The organism is Catellatospora sp. IY07-71 (genome assembly GCF_018326265.1).
GTDB lineage: Bacteria > Actinomycetota > Actinomycetes > Mycobacteriales > Micromonosporaceae > Catellatospora.
Genome location: NZ_AP023360.1, coordinates 2,073,726 through 2,096,416, shown reverse-complemented (window position 1 = coordinate 2,096,416; position 22,691 = coordinate 2,073,726). Strand labels below are relative to the sequence as shown.

23 protein-coding genes are annotated in these 22,691 nt (G+C 72.8%); 11 read left to right on the top strand and 12 right to left on the bottom strand.

The genetic code is table 11. The annotated features are described in order from the left end of the window. Positions 1-48 precede the first annotated feature (48 nt). From CS0771_RS09555 to CS0771_RS09525, 7 genes are all read left to right on the top strand, one after another. Positions 49-1,011 carry an NYN domain-containing protein gene (locus CS0771_RS09555; RefSeq protein ID WP_212840663.1) on the top strand — a complete coding sequence of 321 codons (963 nt, stop codon included), beginning with the start codon at positions 49-51 and terminating at the stop codon, positions 1,009-1,011. Positions 1,012-1,015: 4 nt separating this feature from the next. Then, a complete protein-coding gene (locus CS0771_RS09550) occupies positions 1,016-1,216 on the top strand; it encodes an acyl-CoA carboxylase subunit epsilon (protein ID WP_371821378.1) in 201 nt (66 codons plus the stop codon). Positions 1,217-1,363: 147 nt separating this feature from the next. Next, complete coding sequence (locus CS0771_RS09545; RefSeq protein WP_212840662.1) at positions 1,364-1,927, top strand: hypothetical protein; 564 nt, start codon at positions 1,364-1,366, stop codon at positions 1,925-1,927. After that, a complete protein-coding gene (locus CS0771_RS39400; RefSeq protein ID WP_212840661.1) occupies positions 1,927-3,207 on the top strand; it encodes a hypothetical protein in 1,281 nt (426 codons plus the stop codon). The genes CS0771_RS09545 and CS0771_RS39400 overlap by 1 nt, the downstream gene beginning before the upstream one ends. Further along, positions 3,204-4,367, top strand: a complete 1,164-nt coding sequence (locus tag CS0771_RS09535) for a S8 family serine peptidase (RefSeq protein ID WP_212840660.1) — start codon at positions 3,204-3,206, stop codon at positions 4,365-4,367. Before CS0771_RS39400 ends, CS0771_RS09535 begins: the two co-directional genes overlap by 4 nt. 10 nt (positions 4,368-4,377) lie before the next feature. Next, positions 4,378-5,001, top strand: coding sequence for a nucleoside triphosphate pyrophosphatase (locus tag CS0771_RS09530; RefSeq protein ID WP_212840659.1), 624 nt, complete (start codon positions 4,378-4,380; stop codon positions 4,999-5,001). A gap of 28 nt (positions 5,002-5,029) precedes the next feature. Further along, positions 5,030-5,689: an O-methyltransferase gene (locus CS0771_RS09525; protein WP_212840658.1), complete on the top strand. Its 660-nt coding sequence runs from the start codon at positions 5,030-5,032 to the stop codon at positions 5,687-5,689. 66 nt (positions 5,690-5,755) lie between these two features. Here the strand turns inward: CS0771_RS09525 and CS0771_RS09520 are convergent, their stop codons facing one another. The 4 genes from CS0771_RS09520 to CS0771_RS09505 all read right to left on the bottom strand — a co-directional run bounded on the left by CS0771_RS09520 (position 5,756) and on the right by CS0771_RS09505 (position 9,445). Continuing rightward, positions 5,756-6,991 (bottom strand): sugar MFS transporter, encoded by a 1,236-nt coding sequence (locus CS0771_RS09520; RefSeq protein WP_212840657.1) that lies wholly within the window; start codon positions 6,989-6,991, stop codon positions 5,756-5,758. A gap of 51 nt (positions 6,992-7,042) precedes the next feature. Beyond that, complete coding sequence (locus tag CS0771_RS09515; protein ID WP_212840656.1) at positions 7,043-7,804, bottom strand: ABC transporter permease; 762 nt, start codon at positions 7,802-7,804, stop codon at positions 7,043-7,045. Positions 7,805-7,807: 3 nt separating this feature from the next. Next, a complete protein-coding gene (locus CS0771_RS09510; protein ID WP_212845729.1) occupies positions 7,808-8,761 on the bottom strand; it encodes an ATP-binding cassette domain-containing protein in 954 nt (317 codons plus the stop codon). Between the two features lie 69 nt (positions 8,762-8,830). Further along, positions 8,831-9,445 (bottom strand): PadR family transcriptional regulator, encoded by a 615-nt coding sequence (locus CS0771_RS09505; protein ID WP_244870704.1) that lies wholly within the window; start codon positions 9,443-9,445, stop codon positions 8,831-8,833. Between the two features lie 169 nt (positions 9,446-9,614). On the opposite strand from CS0771_RS09505, the gene CS0771_RS09500 reads away from it, so the two are divergent. Then, on the top strand, positions 9,615-11,357 hold the full coding sequence (locus CS0771_RS09500; RefSeq protein ID WP_212845727.1) for an acetyl/propionyl/methylcrotonyl-CoA carboxylase subunit alpha: 1,743 nt from the start codon (positions 9,615-9,617) through the stop codon (positions 11,355-11,357). A 91-nt stretch (positions 11,358-11,448) separates the two neighbouring features. Here CS0771_RS09500 and CS0771_RS09495 read toward each other — a convergent pair whose 3' ends face one another. The 5 genes from CS0771_RS09495 to CS0771_RS09475 all read right to left on the bottom strand — a co-directional run bounded on the left by CS0771_RS09495 (position 11,449) and on the right by CS0771_RS09475 (position 17,954). Continuing rightward, complete coding sequence (locus CS0771_RS09495) at positions 11,449-12,888, bottom strand: GuaB1 family IMP dehydrogenase-related protein (protein WP_212840655.1); 1,440 nt, start codon at positions 12,886-12,888, stop codon at positions 11,449-11,451. Between the two features lie 151 nt (positions 12,889-13,039). After that, the gene (locus tag CS0771_RS09490; RefSeq protein ID WP_212840654.1) at positions 13,040-13,903 is read right to left on the bottom strand and encodes a transglutaminase family protein; all 864 of its coding nucleotides are present in this window, start codon (positions 13,901-13,903) and stop codon (positions 13,040-13,042) included. 10 nt (positions 13,904-13,913) lie between these two features. Further along, the gene (locus CS0771_RS09485; protein ID WP_212840653.1) at positions 13,914-14,867 is read right to left on the bottom strand and encodes an alpha-E domain-containing protein; all 954 of its coding nucleotides are present in this window, start codon (positions 14,865-14,867) and stop codon (positions 13,914-13,916) included. Next, positions 14,861-16,456, bottom strand: a complete 1,596-nt coding sequence (locus CS0771_RS09480; protein WP_212840652.1) for a circularly permuted type 2 ATP-grasp protein — start codon at positions 16,454-16,456, stop codon at positions 14,861-14,863. Before CS0771_RS09480 ends, CS0771_RS09485 begins: the two co-directional genes overlap by 7 nt. A 94-nt stretch (positions 16,457-16,550) precedes the next feature. Next, the gene (locus CS0771_RS09475; RefSeq protein WP_212840651.1) at positions 16,551-17,954 is read right to left on the bottom strand and encodes an NAD(P)H-quinone dehydrogenase; all 1,404 of its coding nucleotides are present in this window, start codon (positions 17,952-17,954) and stop codon (positions 16,551-16,553) included. Between the two features lie 146 nt (positions 17,955-18,100). Here CS0771_RS09475 and CS0771_RS09470 point away from each other — a divergent pair, with 146 nt between their 5' ends. Then, positions 18,101-18,556 (top strand): gamma-glutamylcyclotransferase family protein, encoded by a 456-nt coding sequence (locus CS0771_RS09470; RefSeq protein WP_203743141.1) that lies wholly within the window; start codon positions 18,101-18,103, stop codon positions 18,554-18,556. Here CS0771_RS09470 and CS0771_RS09465 read toward each other — a convergent pair. Then, on the bottom strand, positions 18,553-19,479 hold the full coding sequence (locus CS0771_RS09465) for a GNAT family N-acetyltransferase (protein ID WP_244870703.1): 927 nt from the start codon (positions 19,477-19,479) through the stop codon (positions 18,553-18,555). The two genes, CS0771_RS09470 and CS0771_RS09465, sit on opposite strands and share 4 nt — an antisense overlap. 57 nt (positions 19,480-19,536) lie before the next feature. Continuing rightward, a complete protein-coding gene (locus CS0771_RS09460; RefSeq protein WP_212845725.1) occupies positions 19,537-20,259 on the bottom strand; it encodes a hypothetical protein in 723 nt (240 codons plus the stop codon). A gap of 127 nt (positions 20,260-20,386) precedes the next feature. Here CS0771_RS09460 and CS0771_RS09455 point away from each other — a divergent pair, with 127 nt between their 5' ends. Further along, positions 20,387-20,959, top strand: a complete 573-nt coding sequence (locus tag CS0771_RS09455; RefSeq protein WP_212840650.1) for an exonuclease — start codon at positions 20,387-20,389, stop codon at positions 20,957-20,959. Here CS0771_RS09455 and CS0771_RS09450 read toward each other — a convergent pair. Next, positions 20,956-21,594: an MBL fold metallo-hydrolase gene (locus CS0771_RS09450; RefSeq protein WP_203743145.1), complete on the bottom strand. Its 639-nt coding sequence runs from the start codon at positions 21,592-21,594 to the stop codon at positions 20,956-20,958. The two genes, CS0771_RS09455 and CS0771_RS09450, sit on opposite strands and share 4 nt — an antisense overlap. Before the next feature lie 83 nt (positions 21,595-21,677). Here CS0771_RS09450 and CS0771_RS09445 point away from each other — a divergent pair, with 83 nt between their 5' ends. Further along, a complete protein-coding gene (locus CS0771_RS09445) occupies positions 21,678-22,637 on the top strand; it encodes a DUF4349 domain-containing protein (protein WP_244870702.1) in 960 nt (319 codons plus the stop codon). The last annotated feature ends 54 nt before the right edge of the window (positions 22,638-22,691 follow it).

The window sequence follows — 22,691 nt, the reverse complement described above, 5'->3', positions numbered from 1 at the left end:
ATGTGGCAGAACGTTCACGCTGAGCGATCGCTGTGCGACGATGGCGGGATGACCGAACAGGAGCCCGCCGATCGCCGCCTGCCCGCGCGCCGGTACACGGTGCTGGTGGACGTGGGTTACCTGTACGCGGCCTCGGGCGAGCTGCTGCTCGGCACCTCCAACCGGTCCGAGTTCAAAGTGGACGCCGAACACATGATTCACGCGCTGCTCGCGCAGGCCGCGCGCAGCTTCGGCGACGACCTGCTCCGGCTGTACTGGTTCGACGCCGCCCGGGACCGGGTGCCCACCATCGACCAGCGCGTCATCGCGCAGATGGCGCAGGTCAAGCTGCGGCTGGGCAACCTCAACCTGCGCGGGCAGCAGAAGGGCGTGGACGCGCAGATCCGCAGCGACCTGGAGACGCTGGCCCGGCACCGCGCGGTCACCGACGCGGTGCTGGTCGCCGGCGACGAGGACATGCTGTCGGCGGTCGAGGCGGCGCAGAGCTACGGCGTGCGGGTGCACCTGTGGGGCGTCGAGCCGCCGTACGGCACCAACCAGGCCGAGCGGCTGGTCTGGGAGAGCGACACGGTGCACACGCTGGACGCGGACTTCGTCCGGCCGTACTTCGCCGCCACCGGCCGGATCCGCACGCCCACGCCGGCCGAGGTGTTCTCCGGCCGCCCCGCGATCGCGCTGCCGGTGGCGCAGGTGTCGGCGCCGCCGGAGCCGCGCCCGGTGCCCGCGGCACGCCGTGCCGGACCGCAGCTGCCGGACCGCATCGACATCGTCGAGATCGGCGAGTACGTGGCGCAGAAGTGGATCCTGACGCGCGGCCGCGACAACATCGGCGACCTGCTGCCCGGCCCGCTGCTGCCCACGGTCATCGACAAGGAGCTGCTGGTGGAGGCGGAGAAGGAGCTGGGCATCTCGCTGCGCTCCTTCGAGAAGGCACGGCTGTGGGTCCGCGACGGCTTCTGGTCGCGGGTGTATCGGGAGTTCGGCCTCGCCAGGCCGGCCGGGGAGGGATGAGACGGTGTCGGAGCAGATGGTGATCCGGTTCGAGCGCGGCACGCCCACCGCCGAGGAGGTCGCGGCACTGGTGGCGGTGCTGTCGGCGCGCCCGGCCGGTGCCGCCGCACCGGCCGGGCCGGTCTCGGCCTGGTGGCGCAGCGGCCTGCCCGCCGCGCCGGCCGCCGGTCCGGGCGCGTGGCGAGCCTCTGGCCTGCCCCGTTGACGCGGCTCGCGAAGTGAGCGATTCGGCTCAATAGCCGAGTGGGCAAGGGTTGCCCGATTTCGGTAGTCTGCAAGCGCTGGAACGCCTTGGTCACTGACCGCGGCGACACCGATCGCGGACGAGAAACCCCTGGGGAGGGCGTGCGAGATGGGTCTGCCCGAAGAGGACAGAGGACCCGCCTGGCTGCGTGACTACGGTCGCGGCAGCGGGTACACCAAGTCGGATGCGATGACGGGGTACGACGAGGGTGCGCTCGCAGTCGACCTCGCCAGTCTCGTCGACTTCGCCGACGCGCTGGAGAAGGAGCACACGCTCGACTACCAGCCGCATGTCGATGTGGTCTTCAAGGACATGTCGGCCAAGCCTGCCGATCCGCAGGCGAACTTCGTCGAGCTGGTGCAGAGCATGTCGTGGCAGCGCGAACTGCTCGTGCAGACCTCCGACGCGCTCGTCAAGCACGACAAGGCGGTGCAGGCGTTCATCGCCGCCGCCCGTGACATCAGCAAGCAGTACGGCGAGGCCGACGCGCTCAGCTCGGCGCGGGCGCAGGACGTCAACCGCACCCTCGCCCCGACGCTGCCGGCGCAGACCGTCGTCGCGCCCGACGGCACGACCGGGGGCGCGCCCGGCGCGCCGTCCAGCACCATCCCGGTGGTCACCCCCACCGACTCCAGCGGCAACCCCGTCGACACCGGAGGGGGCGACTACTGATGATCCCTCGTGAGGACACCGGCGGCTCGGCCGGCACGAACTGGTACGGCATGTCCATGCAGGACATGTGGGAGATGGTGGCGGGCCGTCAGCTGACGCCGCACTACACGCAGGCCTCCGGCTGGAAGCGCGCCGGCGAGCTGGCGTACCTGCACAAGAGCCGGCTGGAGACGTACAAGGAGCGCCTGTCGCAGGCGTGGCCGCCGGAGAAGAGCGAGGCCGCCAAGGCGTACCTCGCCAAGCTCGACGAGCTGATCCTGGCGGTCGACGACGTGGCCAAGACGGCCACCCAGAACCACCAGTATTCGAGCGACATCCCGGCCGCGCTCAGCGAGGCGCAGTGGAAGCTGAAGCCGATCCGCGAGGAGTACAACCGGATCGACCAGGCCGTGCGCAACGGCGAGCCGGTGGCGCTGCCCAGCGGCACCACCCCGGAGAAGTACCTGCAGGGCAAGCTGAACGAGGCCCGCCAGGTGATGTACAACCTCTCCGCGGACCTGTCGCTGGTGCGCGTGAACATGGCCCCGCCGAAGCCGTACCTGCCGCCGAACAGCCGCCGGGTGGACAGCGGCGGCGACTACGGCAACGGCGGTGGCGGTGGCGTGATGCCGCCGTTCATCCCGCCGGTGGTCCCGATCGGCGCGCAGGCCGTGCCGCCGCCGAGCGTCGGCACGGGCGTGCTCGCGCCGGTCCCGGTGGCGACCGGCCCGGACCTGACCGGCCTGGCGCCCACCGTGCCCACCCCGACCACCACCCTGCCCGGCACGCCGCCCACCGTCGGCACGCCGCCGCCCACCGGCGGGCTGCCGCCCACCGGGCTGATCGGCGCTCCGCCGCCCACCTCGCCCACGGTGACCGGCCTGCCGCCCGGCGGGCGGCCGGCGGGTCCCGTCATCGGCGCGCCGCCCACGGGCGGCGGGGCGGTGCCGCGCGGCGCCATGCCCGCGGGCGGCGTCATCGGCGGCGCCCCGGGCGCGGGAGCCGGACGCGGTGCGGGTCCGGCGGGAGCGCGCACCAACCCGGTCGGCGGCATGATCGGCGGCGGTGGCGGTGCGCCCGGACGCGGTGCGGGCGGCGTGGTCAGCGGCCGTGGCGGCCAGGCCGGCCTGGGCCCGATGGGCGGCATGGCCGGGCGGCCGGGACAGCGCCGGGACGGCGACGACCCCGACTTCGACCCGGACACCCAGTGGAGCGTCGACCAGGGCGTCGCCCCGGTGCTGGACGCGCCCGACACGCCGGGGCCGGTCGATCCGGGTCCCGCGATCGGACTGACTCGATGAGATTCACCGCACGTCTGACGGCGGCGAGCCTGCTCGCCGCCGTCGCCACGGTCGCCGTGGGCGCTCCCGCCCACGCCGACCGCTACCGCGACGACCAGTGGTACCTGCCCTTCCTGAAGATCGCCGAAGCGCATGCGATCAGCCAGGGCGCGGGCGTCACCGTCGCGGTGATCGACACCGGGGTCGAGGGCAGGCACCCCGACCTGAACGGCAACGTGCTGCGCGGCTTCGACACGGTGATCGGCGGCAACGGCGACGGCTGGGGCGACCACGACGGCCACGGCACCGGCATGGCCGGCCTGGTCGCGGCGCACGGCCACGGCACGGGCGCGCGCGACGGCGTGCTGGGCATCGCGCCGAAGGCCAAGGTGCTGCCGATCCGGACGGTCTCGCCGAAGGGCGACGGCGGCGGCGACGCGATCGCCATCGCCATCGACGAGGCGGTCAAGCGCAACGTTAAGATCATCTCGGTGTCGCAGTCGGCCCACTCGGCGGACTCGGCCACCGAGATCCAGGCGGTCGCCCGCGCCCACGCCGCCGGTGTGCTGGTCTTCGCCGCCGCCGGCAACCAGCCGAACGACCGCTACGTGGCCCCGCCCGGCCGCTACCCCGGCGCGGTGGCCGTGGGCGCGGTGGACAAGCAGGGCAACATCGCCGCGGTCTCGACCCGCGGGCCGGAGGTGCAGCTGGTCGCGCCGGGCGTCGACATCACCAGCACCAGCCGGATCAACAAGAACAAAGGCACGCAGTATCGGCGCGGCACGGGCACCAGCCCGGCGACCGCCATCACGGCCGGCGTCGCGGCGCTCGTCTGGTCGAAGTACCCGCAGCTCACCGCCGATGAGGTGCTGGAGCGGCTGACCCGTACGGCGGTGGACAAGGGCACCCCGGGCCGGGACGAGGACTACGGCTTCGGCCTGATCGACCCGGTCGCGGCGCTGACCGCCCCGGCGGCCCAGCCCTCGCCCAGCGCGGCTGCCGACACGCCGGAGCCCGGCGACAGCCCGGCGCGCAAGAGCGACCGCGACGCCAACGCCGGGAGCTTCAGCCTGCTGCTCCTGGTCATCGGCGGGGTGGTGCTGGCGCTCGTGGTGCTCGCCGTCGTGATCGGGCTGCTCCTGGTACGCCGCCGCGGCGGTGGCGCACCGCCCGCCGGGTAGTCTGCCCAGCATGACGGCTCGACCGACCCTCGTCCTCGCCTCTGCGAGCCCCGCTCGGCGCACCCTGCTCGACGCGGCGGGCATCGACGCCGAGGTGATCGTCAGCGGCGTGGACGAGGACGCCGTCGAGGCGACCACCGCCGAGGCGCTCAGCGGCGTGCTGGCCAGGATGAAGGCGCACGCCGTGGCGGAGCGGATGCGGCACAGCTCGGCCGCGCCGAGCCCGGCGCTGGTGCTCGGCTGCGACTCGGTGCTCGCCTTCGACGGGCAGATCCTGGGCAAGCCCACCGACGCCGAGGACGCGCTCAAGCGCTGGCAGGCGATGCGCGGGCGCAGTGGCGTGCTGCACACCGGGCACTGCCTGGTGGAGCTGCCCGGCGGCCGGGTCGCGGAGCGGGTCGCGTCGACCGTGGTGCACTTCGCCGACCTCAGCGACGCCGAGATCGAGGCGTACGTCGCCTCCGGCGAGCCGCTGTGGGTGGCCGGCGCGTTCACCATCGACGGCCTGGGCGGGCCGTTCGTCGAGCGCATCGAGGGCGACCACACCAACGTGGTGGGCCTGTCCCTGCCCGTGCTGCGCCACCTGCTGGCCGAGCTGGACCTCCAGCTCACCGACTTCTGGCGCGTGCGCTGACCCCTCGCCTGTGGCATAGGGTCGACACATGAGTCGATCCTTCATCACGGTCACCGAGGAACTGCACGACTACGTGGTGGCGCACGGCACCCCGCCCGGCGAGCTGGAGCAGGACCTCGCCGCCGAGACGCAGCGGGCCACCGGCCGCGCCGCCGGGATGCAGATCGAGCCGGAGTACGCCGCGCTGCTGACCATGCTCACCCGCCTGGTGCACGCCCGGCACGCGGTCGAGGTGGGCACCTTCACCGGCATGTCCTCGCTGGCCATCGGCCGGGGGCTGGCCGAGGGCGGCCGCCTGGTCTGCTTCGACATCTCCGACGAGTACACGTCGATCGCGCGCCGGTTCTGGCAGCGCGCGGGCCTGGCCGACAAGATCGAGCTGCGCCTGGGCCCGGCCGTGGAGGGCCTGGCAGCGCTGCCCGAGGAGCCGTACCTGGACCTGGCCTTCATCGACGCCGACAAGGAGAGCTACGGCGCCTACTGGGACGCCCTGGTCCCCCGGATGCGTCCCGGCGGCATGCTCGTCGTCGACAACGTGCTCTGGTCCGGCCACGTCCTGGACGAGCACCCCTCGGACGCCGCGACCGCGTCGCTGATCGAGTTCAACGCCAAGGCCGCCGCCGACCCGCGCGTCGACGTGGTCATGCTCCCCTTCTCCGACGGCGTCACCCTCGCCCGCAAACGCTGAGAAAGGAAGGGCACCTTCTTAACGCATCGGGTCCGCCCGGCGACAACCCGAGCCGGACCAGCAGGATCAGGCTGCCTCGGCGACCAGATCCGGCGTCATCCGGCGAGCGGCGGTGTGGCCGAACCGCCAGGCCAGGTATGCCGCACCGGCGATGAGCACCGGGATCAGCAGGAACGCGGTGTGCGCGCCTACCTGGTCGGCGACCAGGCCGAGCAGCAGCGGGCCCACGCCGAAGCTGACCGCCATCGAGTACGCCGCCACACCCGCCGCCCGGTCCGCCTGCCCCGGCGCGGCGGCCACGGCCAGCGAGATCGCCACCGGGTAGTGCATGGCGTTGCCGAGCCCGATCACGATCAGCCCGGTGACCGCCGCGGCTGCGCTGCCCGCCGTCCAGAACACGGCGAACCCGGCCAGGCTGACCGCCAGCGCGCCGAAATAGAGCGGGATCGCAGGCAGCCGCAGCGCGATCCGCGCACCGGCCAGCCGGCCGACGAACATGCCGCCGACCACCGCGGACATCACCGCCGTCGCGGCGCCCGCGGACAGCCCGACCTCGTCGCGCAGCACGGACGCGGCCCACATGGACAGCACCACCTCGACCGCGCCGGTGACCGTCATCATGCCCCAGGCCAGCCAGTACGCCCCGGGCAGCGACTGCCGCGCACCGGCTGCGGCACCGACCGCCGGGGCTTCCACGGACTCGGCGACCTGGGCCGGGACCGCGACGGTGAGCCCGGACGGGATGCGCACCCGCCTGACGAAGGCGAGCGCCGCCACCAGCGCGATGAGCAGCACCAGCACGCCCATGCCGGCGCGCCAGCCCAGCCCGGCACGCATGGTCGCGCCGATCACCAGCGGGGCGACCAGGCCGGCGGCACACGCGGCCGCGTTGGCCTCGCTGATGGCGGCGGGACCGGCCGCACCGTGCTGCTCGGACAGGGCGGAGACGATGCCGCCGATCGCGGCGATGCCCGCGACCGCGATCAGCGCGGTGAGCGCGATGGTCACCGGGAACAGCGCGGGCAGGAACACGAAGCCGAGCACCCCGGCGGCGATGACGGCCTGGCAGATCCAGAGCACCGGCCCTCGGCCGTACCGCCGCGAAAGGACCGGGTAGAGCGCCCCGCCGGCGACCGCACCGGCCGCGATGGCGGTGCTGTGCAGGCCCGCCAGGGCGGCCGAGGTGCCCTGCTCGTCGCGCAGCAGCGGCACCACCGGCCCGAACCCGTAGTTGAAGTAGCCCCAGAGCGCGAGCATCAGGTAGATGAGCCAGGTGGGGAGGTCGCGAACAAGCCGGGGCACCCGTTGAAGCTACGCTCCTTACAGGTGCCCCGGCCCCGCGTTGAGACGGAGCTAACGCACGCTCTTGGCGAACGTGCGCGACGCGACGAACAGCGTCAGCGCGGTGAGCGGCGTCAGCACCAGCAGCGCCTGCCAGACGGCGTCGTTGCCGGGGTCCCCGGCGAACAGCGCGCGCACGCCGTCGGTGGCCCACTTGAACGGGTTGCCCTTGGCCACGTTCTGCAGCCACGCCGGGGCCAGCGTCAGCGGCAGGAAGATGCCCGCCAGCAGCATGATCGGCTGGGTGACGGTGTTCAGCACCGGCGCCATCGCGTCCTCGCTGCGCAGGGTGAGGCCCAGGGCGTAGCCGGCCGACGACAGCAGCAGCGTCATCAGCGCGACGAGCACGTACGCCAGCAGCGCGTCGCCGATGCCGACCCGCAGCCCGAACGGCACCGCCAGCAGCGTCACCAGCACGGCCTGGAACAGCAGCTGCACCACGTCGCGCAGCGACCGGCCGAGCAGCAGCGCCACCCGGCTGACCGGGGTGACCCGGTTGCGCTCGATCACGCCGGCCCGCAGCTCGGCGATGATGCCGAACCCGGAGAACGCGCTGAACAGGGCGACCATGACCAGCATGCCGGGCACGAAGATGCCGTACGCCTGCTCATCGGTCATCGGGGCGCCGCCGCTGAGCGCCTTCTTCATCAGCGGCGCGAACAGCAGCAGGAAGAACATCGGCTGGATGATGCCGACGACGACCCAGACCGGGTTGCGCAGCAGCAGCTGCATCTGGCGCTGGAAGACCAGCCAGGTGTCACGAAGGAACTTCACTGCTCAGCTCTCCCTCAGGCTGCGGCCGGTCTTGGCCAGGAACACGTCGTCGAGGCTGGGCCGGTGCAGCTCGATGCCGTCGATGACGACGCCGTCGGCGTCCAGGGTGCGCAGCACGTGCGGGATGGCGCTCGCGCCGTCCTCGACGTACAGGCGCAGCGCCTGCTCGGTGGTCTCCAGCTTGCGCACGTACTCGGCGTTGTCGAACAGGTCGGCGGCCTTGCCGACCTCACCGCGCACGTTGACGGAGACGACGTCGCCGAGCACCTCCTGCTTGAGGTCGGCGGGCGTGCCCTCGGCCACGATCTGCCCGTGGTCCATGATCGCCAGCCGGTCGCAGAGCGCGTCGGCCTCGTCGAGGTAGTGCGTGGTGAGGAAGACCGTCATGCCCATCTCCCGCAGCTTGCGCACCTCGCCCCACATGTGGGCACGGGACTGCGGGTCCAGGCCGGTGGTGGGCTCGTCGAGGAAGACCACCTTCGGCGAGTGGATGATGCCGAGCGCGATGTCCACCCGGCGGCGCTGGCCGCCCGAGTAGGTCTTGCAGCGGCGGTCGGCGTACTCGGCCAGCTCGAAGGTGTCCAGCGCCTTCGCCGCGCGCTCCCGCGCCTCGGCCTTGCCGATGCCGTACATGCGGGCGTGCAGCACCAGCTCCTCGCGGCCGGTGGAGTCGTCCCAGGTGCTGCCGCCCTGGGCGACGTAGCCGATGCGGCGGCGCACCTCGCCCGGGTTCTTGCGCAGGTCGGCGCCGGCGATGACGGCCGTGCCGCCGTCCGGCTCCAGCAGGGTCGCGAGCATCCGCAGGGTGGTGGTCTTGCCGGCGCCGTTCGGGCCGAGGAAGCCGAAGATCTCGCCCTCGGCGACGCTCAGGTCGACGCCGCGTACCGCCTCCACGGTCTTGGTCTCGCGACCGGCACGGGAGCGGAAGGACTTCCGCAGCCCGGAGGTCTCGATGATCATTTGCGCTCCAAAGTCGGGGGAATCGACAGGAGCGTAGGACCGGGGTCCGACGGTAGTCAAGTTTGATTAATCGGTTGCGGACCCCGCCGCGGTCTGCCCCTCGCGCCAGCGGGCCAGCAGCGCCTCGGAGAAGTACGGCACACCCGCCTCGATCTGCTCCGCCACCCGCTCGCACCAGGCGATCTCGCCCTCGTTGCGGGCGATGCCCAGCTCCAGCATCCAGCGCACGTGGGTCGGCTTGTTGTCCGGCACCGCCCAGCCCGACTCGATCGCGGCCCGCGCGCCCTCGTTCTCGGTGCGCAGCTGGCGTGCCCGGTGCCGCAGCGCCGCCGCGACCTCCTCCCGGGGCAGCTCGGTCATGAGCGAGAACCCGGCCAGGAACGGGTCCTCCACCGCGTGCTGCTCCCAGAGCGCCGCCGTGAGCAGGTCGCGGAACTGGTCGGCGCCCTTGTCGGTCATCTCGTACCGGGTCCGCGCCGGGCGGCCGCCCACCTGCTCGCTGCCGACCTCCCGCAGCGCGCCCTCGTCGGCGAGCTTCTTCAGCGCGTGGTACACCGAGCCCGGCTGCACGTTGGCCCACTTGTCCGCGTGCCAGCTGAGCAGCTCCCGGCGCACGTCGTAGCCGTGCACCGGCTGCAACATGCGCACCACACCGAGGATCATCATCCGGGTCGTCGACACGGTTAAGAGTGTGCGGCCGAGTCGGCGATCACGGGTATACGGGGCCTGCCGCGAGTGATCTGAACGAGCGTTCATGACACAGGTCACATCACTCCTGAGCGCTCGTTAATGATCAACTCCACCGATAGACTCCGCGCAGGCCCGTTCGGGGAGGACGATGATGACGATGCTGTCCAAAGTGTTGATCGCGAACCGAGGCGAGATCGCCGTACGCGTCGCGCGCGCCTGCCGTGACGCGGGCCTGGCCAGCGTCGCCGTATACGCCGACGGCGACCGCGACGCCCTGCACGTAACCATCGCCGACGAGGCGTACGCGCTGGGCGGCGAGACCAGCGCCGACACCTACCTGCGCATCGACAAGCTGATCGAGGTCGCGCAGCGCTCCGGCGCCGACGCCGTACACCCCGGCTACGGCTTCCTCTCCGAGAACGCCGACTTCGCCCAGGCCGTGCTCGACGCCGGGCTCACCTGGATCGGCCCCTCCCCGCAGGCCATCCGCGACCTCGGCGACAAGGTCACCGCCCGCCACATCGCGCAGCGCGCCGGCGCCCCGCTGGTGCCCGGCACGCCCGACCCGGTGAAGAACGCCGACGAGATCGTCGCCTTCGCCCGGGAGAACGGCCTGCCCGTCGCCATCAAGGCGGCGTTCGGCGGCGGCGGCCGCGGCCTCAAGGTCGCCCGCACCCTCGAAGAGATCCCCGACCTGTTCGACTCGGCCACCCGCGAGGCGGTCGCCGCGTTCGGCCGGGGCGAGTGCTTCGTCGAGCGCTACCTGGACAAGCCCCGCCACGTCGAGGCACAGGTGCTCGCCGACCAGCACGGCAACGTCATCGTCGTCGGCACCCGCGACTGCTCGCTGCAGCGCCGCCACCAGAAGCTGGTCGAGGAGGCCCCCGCGCCGTTCCTCACCGACACCCAGCGCGCCGCCATCCACGACTCCGCCAAGGCGATCTGCCGCGAGGCCGGCTACCACGGCGCGGGCACCGTCGAATACCTGGTCGGCGTGGACGGCACCATCTCCTTCCTGGAGGTCAACACCCGGCTCCAGGTCGAGCACCCGGTCACCGAGGAGACCTCCGGCATCGACCTGGTCCGCGAGCAGTTCCGCATCGCCGCGGGCGACAAGCTGCGCTTCGAGCAGGACCCGGCCCCGCGCGGCCACTCGATCGAGTTCCGCATCAACGGCGAGGACCCCGGCCGCAACTTCCTCCCCGCGCCCGGTGTCATCACGAAGATGCACCTCCCCTCCGGCCCGGGGGTACGCGTCGACACCGGCTTCGACACCGGCAGCGTCATCAGCGGCAACTTCGACTCGCTGCTCGCCAAGGTGATCGTCACCGGCGAGACGCGCACCGAGGCCCTGGAGCGCGCCCGCCGCGCCCTGGACGAGATGGTCGTCGAGGGCATGGCCACCGCGCTGCCGTTCCACCGCGCCATCGTGCGCGACCCCGCGTTCGTCGAGTTCACCGTGCACACCCGGTGGATCGAGACCGAGTGGGACAACACCGTGCCGCCCTTCGGCGCCGGTGCCGCCGCCGACGCGGAGGCGGGCGAGCGCCAGACCGTCGTCGTCGAGGTCGGCGGCAAGCGCCTGGAGGTCTCCCTCCCGGCATCCTTCGGCGGGGGTACGGCAGCCGCCGCATCCGGCCGTCCCGCCAAGCGGGCCGGCGGGAAGCGGGGCGCGGGCGTCGCCGCGGGCGGGGACGCGCTCACCGCCCCCATGCAGGGCACCATCGTCAAGCTCGCGGTCGCCGACGGCGACACCGTGGCCGAGGGCGACACCGTCGTGGTCCTGGAGGCCATGAAGATGGAGCAGCCCCTCACCGCCCACAAGTCCGGCGTCATCACCGGCCTCACCGCCTCGGTCGGCGAGGTCGTCCAATCCGGCACCACCCTCTGCGAGATCAAGTAACCCGCTCGATCATCCGACTTGCCTGGCACCTGGGCGTATCTTGAACGCGCATTCGCCCATGTGCCAGGCAAGTCGAGTGATCTAGGGCCGCTCACCACGACGTGGGCAGGGGCATGCCTTCGGTGTAGCCGGCGGTGGACTGGACGCCGATGAGGGCGCGGGCGTGGAACTCCTCCAGGGTGGTCGCGCCGGCGTAGGTGCAGGCGCTGCGGACACCCGCCACGATCTCGTCGATCACGTCCTCGACACCGGGGCGGACCGGGTCCAGGTACATCTTGGCCGTGGAGATGCCCTCCTCGAAGACGGCCTTGCGGGCCCGGTCGAACGCCGAGTCGTCGGCCGTGCGCGCGCTGACCGCCCGCGCCGACGCCATGCCGAAGTTCTCCTTGTAGCGGCGCCCGTCCGGATCGGTGTAGAGGTCCCCGGGGGACTCGTAGGTCCCGGCCAGCCACGAGCCGATCATCACGTTCGCCGCGCCCGCCGCCAGCGCCAGCGCCACGTCGCGCGGGTGCCGCACGCCGCCGTCGGCCCATACCTGCCTGCCCAGCTCACGGGCGGCCGCCGCGCACTCCAGCACGGCGGAGAACTGGGGACGGCCGACGCCGGTCATCATCCGCGTCGTACACATCGCGCCGGGGCCCACGCCGACCTTGATGACGTCGGCGCCCGCGGCGGCGAGATCGCGTACCCCCTCGGCCGTGACCACGTTGCCCGCCACGATGGGGACCGCGGGGTCCAGCGACCGCACCGCGCGCAGCGCGTTGATCATGCGGGACTGGTGGCCGTGCGCGGTGTCCACGACCAGCACGTCCACCCCGCCCTCCAGCAGCTCGGCGGCCTTGCCGGCGACGTCGCCGTTGATGCCGATCGCGGCCGCCACCCGCAGCCGTCCCTTCTCGTCCAGCGCCGGCTTGTACAGCGTCGCCCGCAGCGCGCCCTGCCGGGTGGTGATCCCCGCCAGCCGCCCCTCATGGTCGACCACCGGGGCGACCTTGCGCCGTCCCTGGGTCAGGATGTCGAACGTCTCGCGCGGGGTGGCCGTCGACGGCACGGTCAGCAGCTCGGTCGACATCACGTCGCGCAGCTGCGAGAACCGGTCCACGCCCGTCGTGTCGGACTCGGTGACCAGGCCGACCGGGCGGCCCTGGTCGTCGACCACGACCACGGCCCCGTGCGCCCGCTTGGGCAGCAGGTGGATCGCGTCGCCGACGGTGTCGTGCGGGCTCAGCGTGATCGGCGTGTCGTGCACCAGGTGGCGCTGCTTCACCCAGCCGATCACCTCGGTGACCACGCCGCTCGGGATGTCCTGCGGGATGACCGCGAGGCCGCCGCGCCGGGACACCGTCTCGGCCATCCGCCGCCCGGCGATCGCGGTCATGTTCGCCACCACGATCGGGATGGTGCACCCCGTGCCGTCGGCGGTGGACAGGTCCACCTCCATGCGCGAGCCGACCTCGGAGCGGCTCGGCGCCATGAACACGTCGTTGTAGGTCAGGTCGTGCGCGGGCTGCGCACCGGACAGGAACCGCATGAGGCCATCTTCACCCATGAAGCGGATCGACCCAGCGCCGACCGGGATATCGACACAAGCCCGGCAATGCGGCACGCGTAATGCGCTAATGAACTACATAAACTACATAAGATGATCTTCAGATTATGTAGTTCAGCTGTTTCTTAGCGCATTACCGGATCCGCGTGAGAGTGACCTCCACAGATTGGCCGGTGTTGGACGGGCCCGCGTAGACGCCCTTCAGCGGGGGCACGTCGCCGTAGTCGCGGCCGCGGCCGACGACCACGTGCCGTTCTCCGACGGGTACGCCGTTCGTCGGGTCGTACGCGCGCCAGTCCCCCGCCCACCACTCCACCCAGGCGTGGCTCTCGCCCGTCACCGGCTTGCCGAGCGGCGCGTTCGGGGTCGGGTGCAGGTAACCGGAGACGTACCGGGCGGGCACGCCCATGGCCCGCAGCAACGCCACCGACAGGTGCGACAGGTCCTGGCAGACGCCCTGCTTCTGCCGCCACACCTGCACCACGCCGGTGAGCACCCCGGTCGCCCCGGGCGTGTACGACACCTCCCGCCGCACCAGCTCGAACACGGCCAGCGCCGCCTCGTCCGGCCGGGCGTGCTCCGCCCGCAGCGCCGCCGCCAGCCCGCCCAGCTCCTCGTCCAGCGCCGTACGCGGCGTCGGCAGCAGCAGCTCCTGCCAGCGGTCGACCACGGCCGGTTCGGTCAGCTCCGCCCAGCCCGGCCCGTCGGCGCCCAGCGCGGCGGGCCCGGAGGTCTCCACCGTGCTGTCGGCGACCACCTCCAGCACCTCGTGCGGCACCTGCACGTCGAACGAGGTCACCGCGGTGCCCCAGTAGTCGGTGTAGCGGTGGGTGCGAGCGGCCGGCCACACGGTGATCCGGTCGTCGAGCACCGTCTGCCGCGGCTCCGCACTCGGCGACATCCGCGCCTCGTTGTACGACGACGCCACCGGCCCGCCGTACTGAAACCCCGTCCTGTGCCGGATCTGCACCCGCCATCCCGGCCCCGCGACGCTCATGACTCCTCCTTCATGCGACGGCTCCGGCCTGCCAGTGGACGGCGGCGGTCTGGCGGAAGTAGCGGGCCGAGACCGCGTCGTTGACCTGGGAGCAGGTGCGTTCCAGGCCGGACAGCACCGGGCCGAGGTCGGCGAGCAGCTCGTCCGAGGAGCGGTACGCCAGGTCGGTGCGGGCGCGGCCGAGGATGCGCTGCGCGTCGGTGCCGACACCGACCCGCCCGGCGCGCCCCGTGCCCGCCGCGGGCTCCAGCTCGGCCAGGCACGATTCGGCGGTGACCAGCGCGGCCAGGATGGACCGCGGGAAGAGCCGGTCGAGCAGCAGGAATTCGGCGGCGTGCCGGTCGCTGAGCGAGCCGCGGTAGGTGCGCAGGTAGGTCTCCCAGGCCCCGCACGAGCGCAGCAGGGTGAGCCAGCTCGGGATGCTGCCCCCGGCTCGGGTGTGCGTGGACAGCAGCCGGGCGGTCATGTCGACCCGTTCCACGCTGCGGCCGAGCACCAGGAACAGCCAGCCCTCGTCGCGGCTCATGGTGGCGTCGGCGAGCCCGGCCAGCACCGAGCAGCGCTCGCGCACCCAGGTGAAGAAGCGGTGCACGCCGCCCTCCTCGATGCGGCGGCGCGACCCGGCCAGGCCGAGCCAGGTGGTGTTGAGGCATTCCCACATCTCGGCGCTGACGGTCTCCCGGGCGCCCCGGGCGTTCTCCCGGGCGGCGGCCAGCGCGCCCAGCACCGAGCTGGTGCTGGTCAGGTCGAGGCCGAGCCGTTCGACGACGCCGGGCAGGCTGGCGCCCTCCTCGGCCACGGGCAGGCCCATGACGCCGAGCAGGGAGCGGCACGCCTGCTCCTCGTCGGTCCACGGGTCCTGCAGCATCCGGTGCAGGTGTACGTCGAGGATGCGTGCGGTGTCCTCGGCGCGCTCGACGTAGCGGCCGATCCAGTAGAGCGACTCGGCGATGCGGCTCAGCATGCCGTCCTCCCGTCTGCTCGCGCCTGCTGCTGCTGTTGCTGCTGCTGGTTGCCGGACTGGCCGGGACCGGGGTCGGGGCGGCGCGGCGACGGGATCACGGCGACCCCGTCGGGCCCGTCCCAGGCGGCGGGGTCATACCAGTCCTCGGCGGGTGCGCCGGGTTCGGTGAGCACCCAGGTGTCCTTGGAGCCGCCGCCCTGGCTGGAGTTGACGACCAGGGCGCCCTCCGGCAGCGCGACGCGGGTGAGCCCGCCGGGCAGCACGCGCACCTGGCTGCCGTCGTTGACCGCGAACGGCCGCAGGTCGACGTGCCGGGGCCGGAGCCGGTCCTCGATCAGGGTGGGCACCATGGACAGCTTCACCTCGCGCTGGGCGATCCAGCCGCGCGGGTCGAGCACGATGCGCTGGCGTACGTGCTCCAGCTGCTCGTCGGTGGCCTGCGAGCCGATGACGATGCCCGCCCCGCCGGACCCGTCCACCGGCTTGAGCACCAGCTCGTCCAGGCGGCCCAGCACGTGGGTGCGCACGTCGGGGTCGTCGAGGCGGTAGGTCTCCACGTTGGGCAGGATCGGCTCCTCGCCCAGGTAGTAACGGATCAGGTCGGGCACGTACGTGTAGAGCAGCTTGTCGTCGGCGACGCCGTTGCCGACCGCGTTGGCGATGGTGACGTTGCCCGCGCGGGCGGCGTTGAGCAGGCCCGCGCAGCCGAGCATCGAGTCGGCCCGGAAGTGCACCGGATCGAGGAACTCGTCGTCGATGCGCCGGTAGATGACGTCGACCCGCTGCTCCCCGGCGGTGGTGCGCATGGCCACCTCGTTGCCCGCGCACACCAGGTCGCGCCCCTCGACCAGCTCCACGCCCATCTCCCGGGCCAGCAGCGCGTGCTCGAAGTAGGCGGAGTTGTGCACGCCGGGCGTCAGCACCACGACGGTGGGATCGTCCACCCCGGCCGGAGCCGCGGCCCGCAGGGCCTGCAGCAGCATGCCGGGGTACGACTCGACGGGGCGGACGCGGGTGGCGGTGAACGCCTCGGGCAGCGCGTGGGCCATGGCGCGCCGGTTCTCCATCACGTAGCTCACCCCGGACGGGGTGCGCACGTTGTCCTCCAGCACCCGGAACTCGCCCGCCTCGTCGCGGATCAGGTCCACTCCGGCGACGTGCACGCGCACGCCGTTCGGCGGCACGATGCCGGCCGCCTCGCGGTGGAAGTGGGCGCTGGTCACGATGAGCCGCCGGGGCACGATCCCGTCGGCCAGCACCGCGCCCTCGCCGTAGACGTCGGCCAGGAACGCCTCCAGCGCGCGTACCCGCTGCCCGACCCCGGCCTCGACGTGCCGCCACTGCTCGGCGGCGATGATGCGGGGCACGATGTCCAGCGGGAACGGCCGCTCCACACCCTTGAGCGCGAAGGTGATGCCCTGGTCGAGGAAGGCTCTGGCCAGCACCTCGGCCCGGACCCGCAGCTCGCCGCCGGCCAGCGGGCGCAGCGTCGCGTGCAGCGCCTCGTAGGTGGACCGGGGCTGGTCGGGCGTGCCGAACATCTCGTCCCAGCCGGGACCGAGCGGGTAGTCCTCGAAAAGGTCCGCCATGTCCCGACGCTACGCGTAAAGCGTTGCGATCGCGTAAACGATGTGAGATGTGGGACGCTCGTCCCATGTGGAGAGACGGGCGTCCGGCGCGCGGCTACTCCAGCTCGTGCTGCATCAGCTGGCGGGCGGCCTCGGCGAGGCTGCCGGTCAGCGACGGGTAGATGGTGATGGTGTGGGCGAGCTGGTTCACCGTCATGTGGTTCTCGACCGCCATGGTGATCGGCATGATCAGCTCGCTGGCGCGCGGCGCGACGACCACGCCGCCGACCACGATGCCGCTGGCGGGGCGGCAGAACAGCTTCACGAAGCCGTCGTCCAGCCCGGCCATCTTGGCGCGCGCGTTGCCGGCCAGCGGCAGCATCACCTGGCGCGCGGGGACCTTTCCGCTGTCCACGTCGGCCTGGGACACGCCGACCGTGGCCAGCTCGGGGTCGGTGAACACGTTCGCGGCGACGGTGCGCAGCCGCAGCGGCGCCACCGCCTCGCCCAGCGCGTGCCACATCGCGATCCGGCCCTGCATCGCCGCGACGCTGGCCAGCGGCAGCACGCCGGTGCAGTCGCCCGCGGCGTAGATGCCCGGCACGTTGGTACGCGAGACGCGGTCCACGGTGACGTAACCGCCGGGGCCGACCGCCACGCCGTACTCGGTGAGGCCGAGGTCGGCGGTGTTCGGGATGGAGCCGACCGCCATCAGCGCGTGCGAGCCGGTGACGACCCTGCCGTCGGCGAGGGTGACCTCGACGCCGTCGCCGATCCGCTTGACCGCGTCGGCGCGGGAGTTGTTCAGGATGGTCATGCCGCGGGCCCGGAACACCCGCTCGATCGCCATCGCGGCGTCGGCGTCCTCGTGCGGCATGACCCGGTCCCGGGACGAGACCAAGGTCACCGGGATGCCCATCGCCAGGTATGCCGAGGCGAACTCGGCGCCGGTGACGCCGGAGCCGATCACGATCAGGTGCTCGGGCAGTTTCGGCAGGTCGTACACCTGGCGCCAGGTCAGGATGCGCTCGCCGTCGGGGACCGCGGTGGGCAGCCGCCGCGGCGTGGCGCCGGTCGCGATCAGCACCGTGCCCGCGTCGATCGCGTACTCGCCGTCGCCCTCGTCGGGCCGCACGCGCACCCGGTGGGTGTGGCCCAGGGTGTCCTCGCCCAGCCGCGCCGTGCCCTTGACCAGGGTCACCCCGGCTTTGACCAGCTTGGCGTGGATGTCTCCCGACTGGGCCAGGGCCAGCCGCTTCACCCGGCTGTGCACGGCGGGGCCGTCCACCGTGATGGCTTCCAGGCCGTCGGAGTGGATCCCGAACTCCTCGGTGTCGCGGTAGTTCGTCACCACGTCCGAGCTGGCGATGAAGGTCTTGGACGGGACGCAGTCGTGCAGCACGCAGGCGCCGCCGGCGCCGTCCGCCTCGACGACCGTGACGTCCGCGTCGAGCTGCGCGGCGACCAGCGCCGCCTCGTATCCGGCGGGTCCGCCACCGATGATCACAATCCGGCTCACGGTGTCATTCTTCCCTACGCGGCAAGTCACGCAGCGTCGGATGCGAGCGCGATCACGCTCACGCTGCGTGCTGAGAAAGACACCGAACGGTCCGACACGCACGGGCGTATTCTCAGCAAGCGGTCCGGGCGGCTATCGTCATCGCCGTGCGTCATTACGCAGCGTACGGCTCGAACCTGGACCCTGCCCGCATGCGGGCATACTGTCCGCACTCGCCCATGGTCGGGACCGGCTGGCTCGAAGACTGGCGGCTGACCTTCGCGGGCGAAGACGAGGTCGGCTGGGAGGGCGCGGTCACCACGATCGTCGAATCGCCGGGTGACCGGGTCTTCGTCGCGCTGTACGACGTGCACCCGTGGGACGAGGCGGCGCTCGACGAGGTCGAGGGCGCCAACGCGGGCACCTACACCAAGCTGCACCTGCGCGTCGCCACGCTCGACGGCAGCGCGCTGGCCTGGGTGTACGTCTTCCACGGGTACGAGGGCGGCCTGCCGACCGCGTGGTACCTGTCGGAGATCGCGAACGCGGCGGAGAAGGCGGGCGCCCCCGACGACTACGTCGCGGCCCTGCGCGCCCGCCCCACCCGCACCGTGCGGCCCTAGGGCAGGGCCGGCCGCTCGTAGATGTTCGCCCGGTACGCCGGGCGCATCCCCACGCCCGTGTACAGCCTGATCGCCTCGGTCGGGTTGGCCAGGTCCACGCCCAGCCCCGCCGAGGTGCGGCCGTTGGCGACGTACCGGTCGAACGCGGCGGCCAGCAGCGCCCGGCCCACCCCGCGCTTGCGGAACTCCGAGCGCACCGCGAGATGCTTCACCCAGCCCTCGCCGTGCACGTCGCTCTGCTCCGACGACTGCAGGATGCCCGCCAGGACGCCGTCCACCTCGGCGACGAACCACTCGTCCAGCCGCACCCGGTGCCCGTCCAGGAAGCGCTCACGCCACCGCTCGTAGCTGGTCGGCTGGTAGTCCGGCGTGTCCCGGAACGCGGTGTCGAGCACCGCGAAGAACGCCGGCAGCTCGTCCTCGCGCACCGGCCGCACCATCACGTCCGGCACCGGCTCGATCGCCGGCGCGGGCAGGTCCAGCTGCATGCGGGCGTACTGCTTCACGAACGTGAAGCCCACGGCGGTCAGCGAGTCGATCCAGTACTGCTCGACCGGGACCGCGCCCGCGCGCAAGGTGCCCTCGCCGCGCTCCGCCGCCCGCCGCTGCGCCGCCGCGATGATCCTGGCCAGCAGCGGCCGCATCGCCGGGCGGCCGCCCTCCGGGTGCACGTACACCTCCAGGAACTCGCGCGGGCCGCCCGCGCCGTCCTCCAGGAAGGCCCAGCCCGCGATCGCGCCGGTGGCGTCCACCGCGACCTCGCTGTGCGGCCCCGCCAGCGCCTCGGCCACGTCCTCCGGCGCGAAGTCGGCGAATCCGACCGCACTCATGTCACTGGCGTGCACCAGCGCCAGCAGGTCGTCGGCATCCGCCTGGCTCGTGGCCCGAAACGCCCATCCCGCGGGCAGCTCATCGTTCGTCACGCCGCCATCCTGGCAACCGCCCGGCCGATCGGCAGCCCATTTACCCACCTGGGCAGGTCAGGGGCGGCGCGGGAAGACCGTGCGGGCGGTGTCCTTGAGGAGGGTGACCAGCTCGCCGCGCTCGGCGGGGGTGAAGTGCAGGACCGCCTGGCCGCCGACCCGGTCGGCGACCGCGTCCGCCCAGGCTCGACGGCGCAGCAGCGGGGCGACCGGCGGGTACGGCGGCTGCCAGCCGAACGCGACCGCCGCCGCCTCCCCCTCCGGCCCGGCGACCAGCGCCTGCACCGGGCTCAGCCCGCAGGCCCGGACGCCGAGCAGCAGCGCCCCGGCGCGGTGCTCGCGCAGCAGGTGCAGCGCCACCGCGGCGCGGGCGCCGGGGCCGTCGCCGGGCACCGGCATGGCCCGCCAGGCGGCGAACAGCGGCAGGCCGGACCCGTCGGCGGCGAGCACCGCCTTCTCGGCCAGCTCGACCAGCCGGTCCACCCGCGGCACGTCGTCCAGGTGCTCGGTGCCCCAGCGGCAGCACTCGGCCAGCATGTGCGCGGCGACCTCGCGCGGGGACAGGGCCCGGCGCGCGGCGTCCCAGCCGTCGCGTACGGCGTCCGGCGCGATGAGACCCAGGGCGGCGGCGACGGTGTCGGGCCGGACGTCGCCGAGCGCGCCGCCCCGGCCGGCCACGTAGCAGGCCCAGCCGGTCAGGCCGAGTTCGCGGGCGCGGCGCAGCGTGCGGGGGCATTCCAGGAACGCGCCGCCGAGCCGGTTCACCGCGCTCGCCGCCATCGCCGCGGTCTGCGTGGCGGTCGCCGTCAACGGGGGTGTCACATGTGGATTGTGCCGGTGCGGGGCGCCCGGCGGCAGCCCCGGAATACGGGTGCGCGTCCGGACAGGTCGCCCCTACGCTTGCCGCGTGCGTGCGGACATGTACTTCTCGGTGGACGTCGAGGCGGACGGGCCCATCCCGGGGCCGTACTCGATGCTCAGTTTCGGGGCCGTGGTCGCGGGGTCGATGGCGGAGTCGTTCACCCCGGCGGGGCCGCGTCCCGCGACGTTCTACCGGGAGCTGCGGCCGATCAGCGACGAGTTCGTGCCGGCCGCGCTGGCGGTGTCCGGGCTGGACCGGGACGCGCTCGCCCGGGAGGGCGCCGACCCGGCCGTGGCGATGCGCGAGTTCAGCCGCTGGGTGACCGCGACCGCGGGCGACGCCCGGCCGGTGTTCGTGGCGTATCCGGCGAGCTTCGACTGGATGTTCGTGTACTGGTACCTGATCCGCTTCACGGGCGCGAGCGTGTTCGGGCACTCCGGCTGCCTGGACGTGAAGACGGCGTACGCGATCAGGGCGGGGGTGCCGTTCGGCCGGGCGCACAAGCGGGCGATGCCGCGGCACCTGCTGTCCACCCGGCCGCACACCCACCACGCCCTGGACGACGCGGCCGAGCAGGCCGACCTGTTCGCGAACCTGATGACCTGGGACGGCGGCTAGACCTCCACGGTGGACCCGGCGGCCAGGCGCGCGTACTCGGCGCCGGAGCGCGCCGTCATGTGCGCGTCGGTCAGCGCCAGGCCCTGCTCGTTGAACAGGCAGTCGTGCAGGGCGTACGCCCGCTGCGGCCGGACCGCCCGGACGAAGTCGATCGACTCGGCCAGCTTGAGCCACGGCCCGGAGACCGGCACGAACAGCGTCTCCACCCGCGCCCCCTCGGGCACGTCGAACGAGTCGCCGGGGTGGTAGAGGGTCTCGTTGATCAGGAAGCCCAGGTTCGCCACCCGCGGGATGTCCGGGTGGATCACGGCGTGCAGCCCGCCATAGGCCTTGACCAGGAGGTTCGCGGCGGTGAAGGCGTGCCCGGAGGTGACCGGCACCGCGGCGCCCGCCCACTGCGCGGAGAACTTGTCCACCACGTCGGGGTGGGCGTAGATCTGGATCGACGGGCGCTTGGCCAGCGCGTCGACCAACTGGTCGGCATCCACGTGGTCGGCGTGCTCGTGGGTCAGCAGCACCGCGTCGGCCCCGTCCAGCGCGCGCTCCGACTCGCTCCACACGCCCGGATCGATCACCACAACCGCGTCGTCGTGCTCGATCCGCAGGCAGGAGTGGGAGTACTTCGTCACCCGCATCGGTGGCCGCCTTTCTGACGTCGCTCGATTTCGTGTCTCGACTGTCGCCCTTCCGTGACCAGTCTGCCGGAACCTGAGGTGTCATGAGACGCGTCCGCAAAGGCATGAAGAAGACGTTCGTAGTGGCGGCCGTGACCGGCCTGATGCTGCTGGCCGGGTGCGCCTCGTCGGACAACGAGGCAGCCTCGCCCTCCATGGGCAAGCCGGTGCCCGGCGCGGCCGACGCGGGCCGCGACCCGCTGGCCAACGGCGAGCAGAACAAGGCCGAGGGCGACGGCGCCGCCGCCCCGGAGGGTGTCACGGCCACCGGCGGCCCGGTGACCGGCCGCTCGCTGATCTACCGCGGTGAGCTGACCGTGCGGGTGGACGACGTGGCGGCCGCCGCCGACCGGCTCACCGGCCTGGTCACCACGGCGGGCGGGCACATCGGGGCGGAGAAGCGGGTCTCCGGCAGCACCCAGGCCGAGGCCTCGATCACCGTACGCGTACCCGCCAAGCAGTTCCACGGCGTGCTGGAGCAGATCGCGAAGCTGGGCGAGGAGGTCTCCCGCGGCTCGAACAGCGAGGACGTGACCGAGGCCGTCGTCGACCTGGACACCCGGATCGCCGCGCAGCGGGCCAGCGTGGAGTCGGTGCGCCGCATGTTCACGCAGGCCAAGCAGCTCAGCGAGGTGGTGATGCTGGAGCGTGAGCTGAACCAGCGCCAGGCCGAGCTGGCCTCGCTGGAGCGCAAGAAGGCGACCCTGGACGACCTGGTGGCGCTGTCGACCATCAGCGTGTCGCTGGTCGGCCCGCACACCCCGCTGCCGGAGCCGGAGGAGGAGCCCATGCCGGGCTTCCTGGGCGGCCTGAAGGCCGGCTGGGACGCCTTCGTCGGCACGGTCCAGGTGGCCCTGGCGGTGTTCGGCTTCGTGCTGCCGTTCCTGATCGCGCTGGCGATCCCGGTCGGCCTGCTCATCGCCTTGCGCCGCCGCCGTCGCCCGGCAGTGGCCGCCGCGCCCGCGCCGCCGGCCGCGCCCGCCGCCCCGCCGGCTGGGGACTGACCCCCTGCCGGTCTCGCGCGGCCGTCCGCCACGTCACGCCTGAGCGGCGTGGGG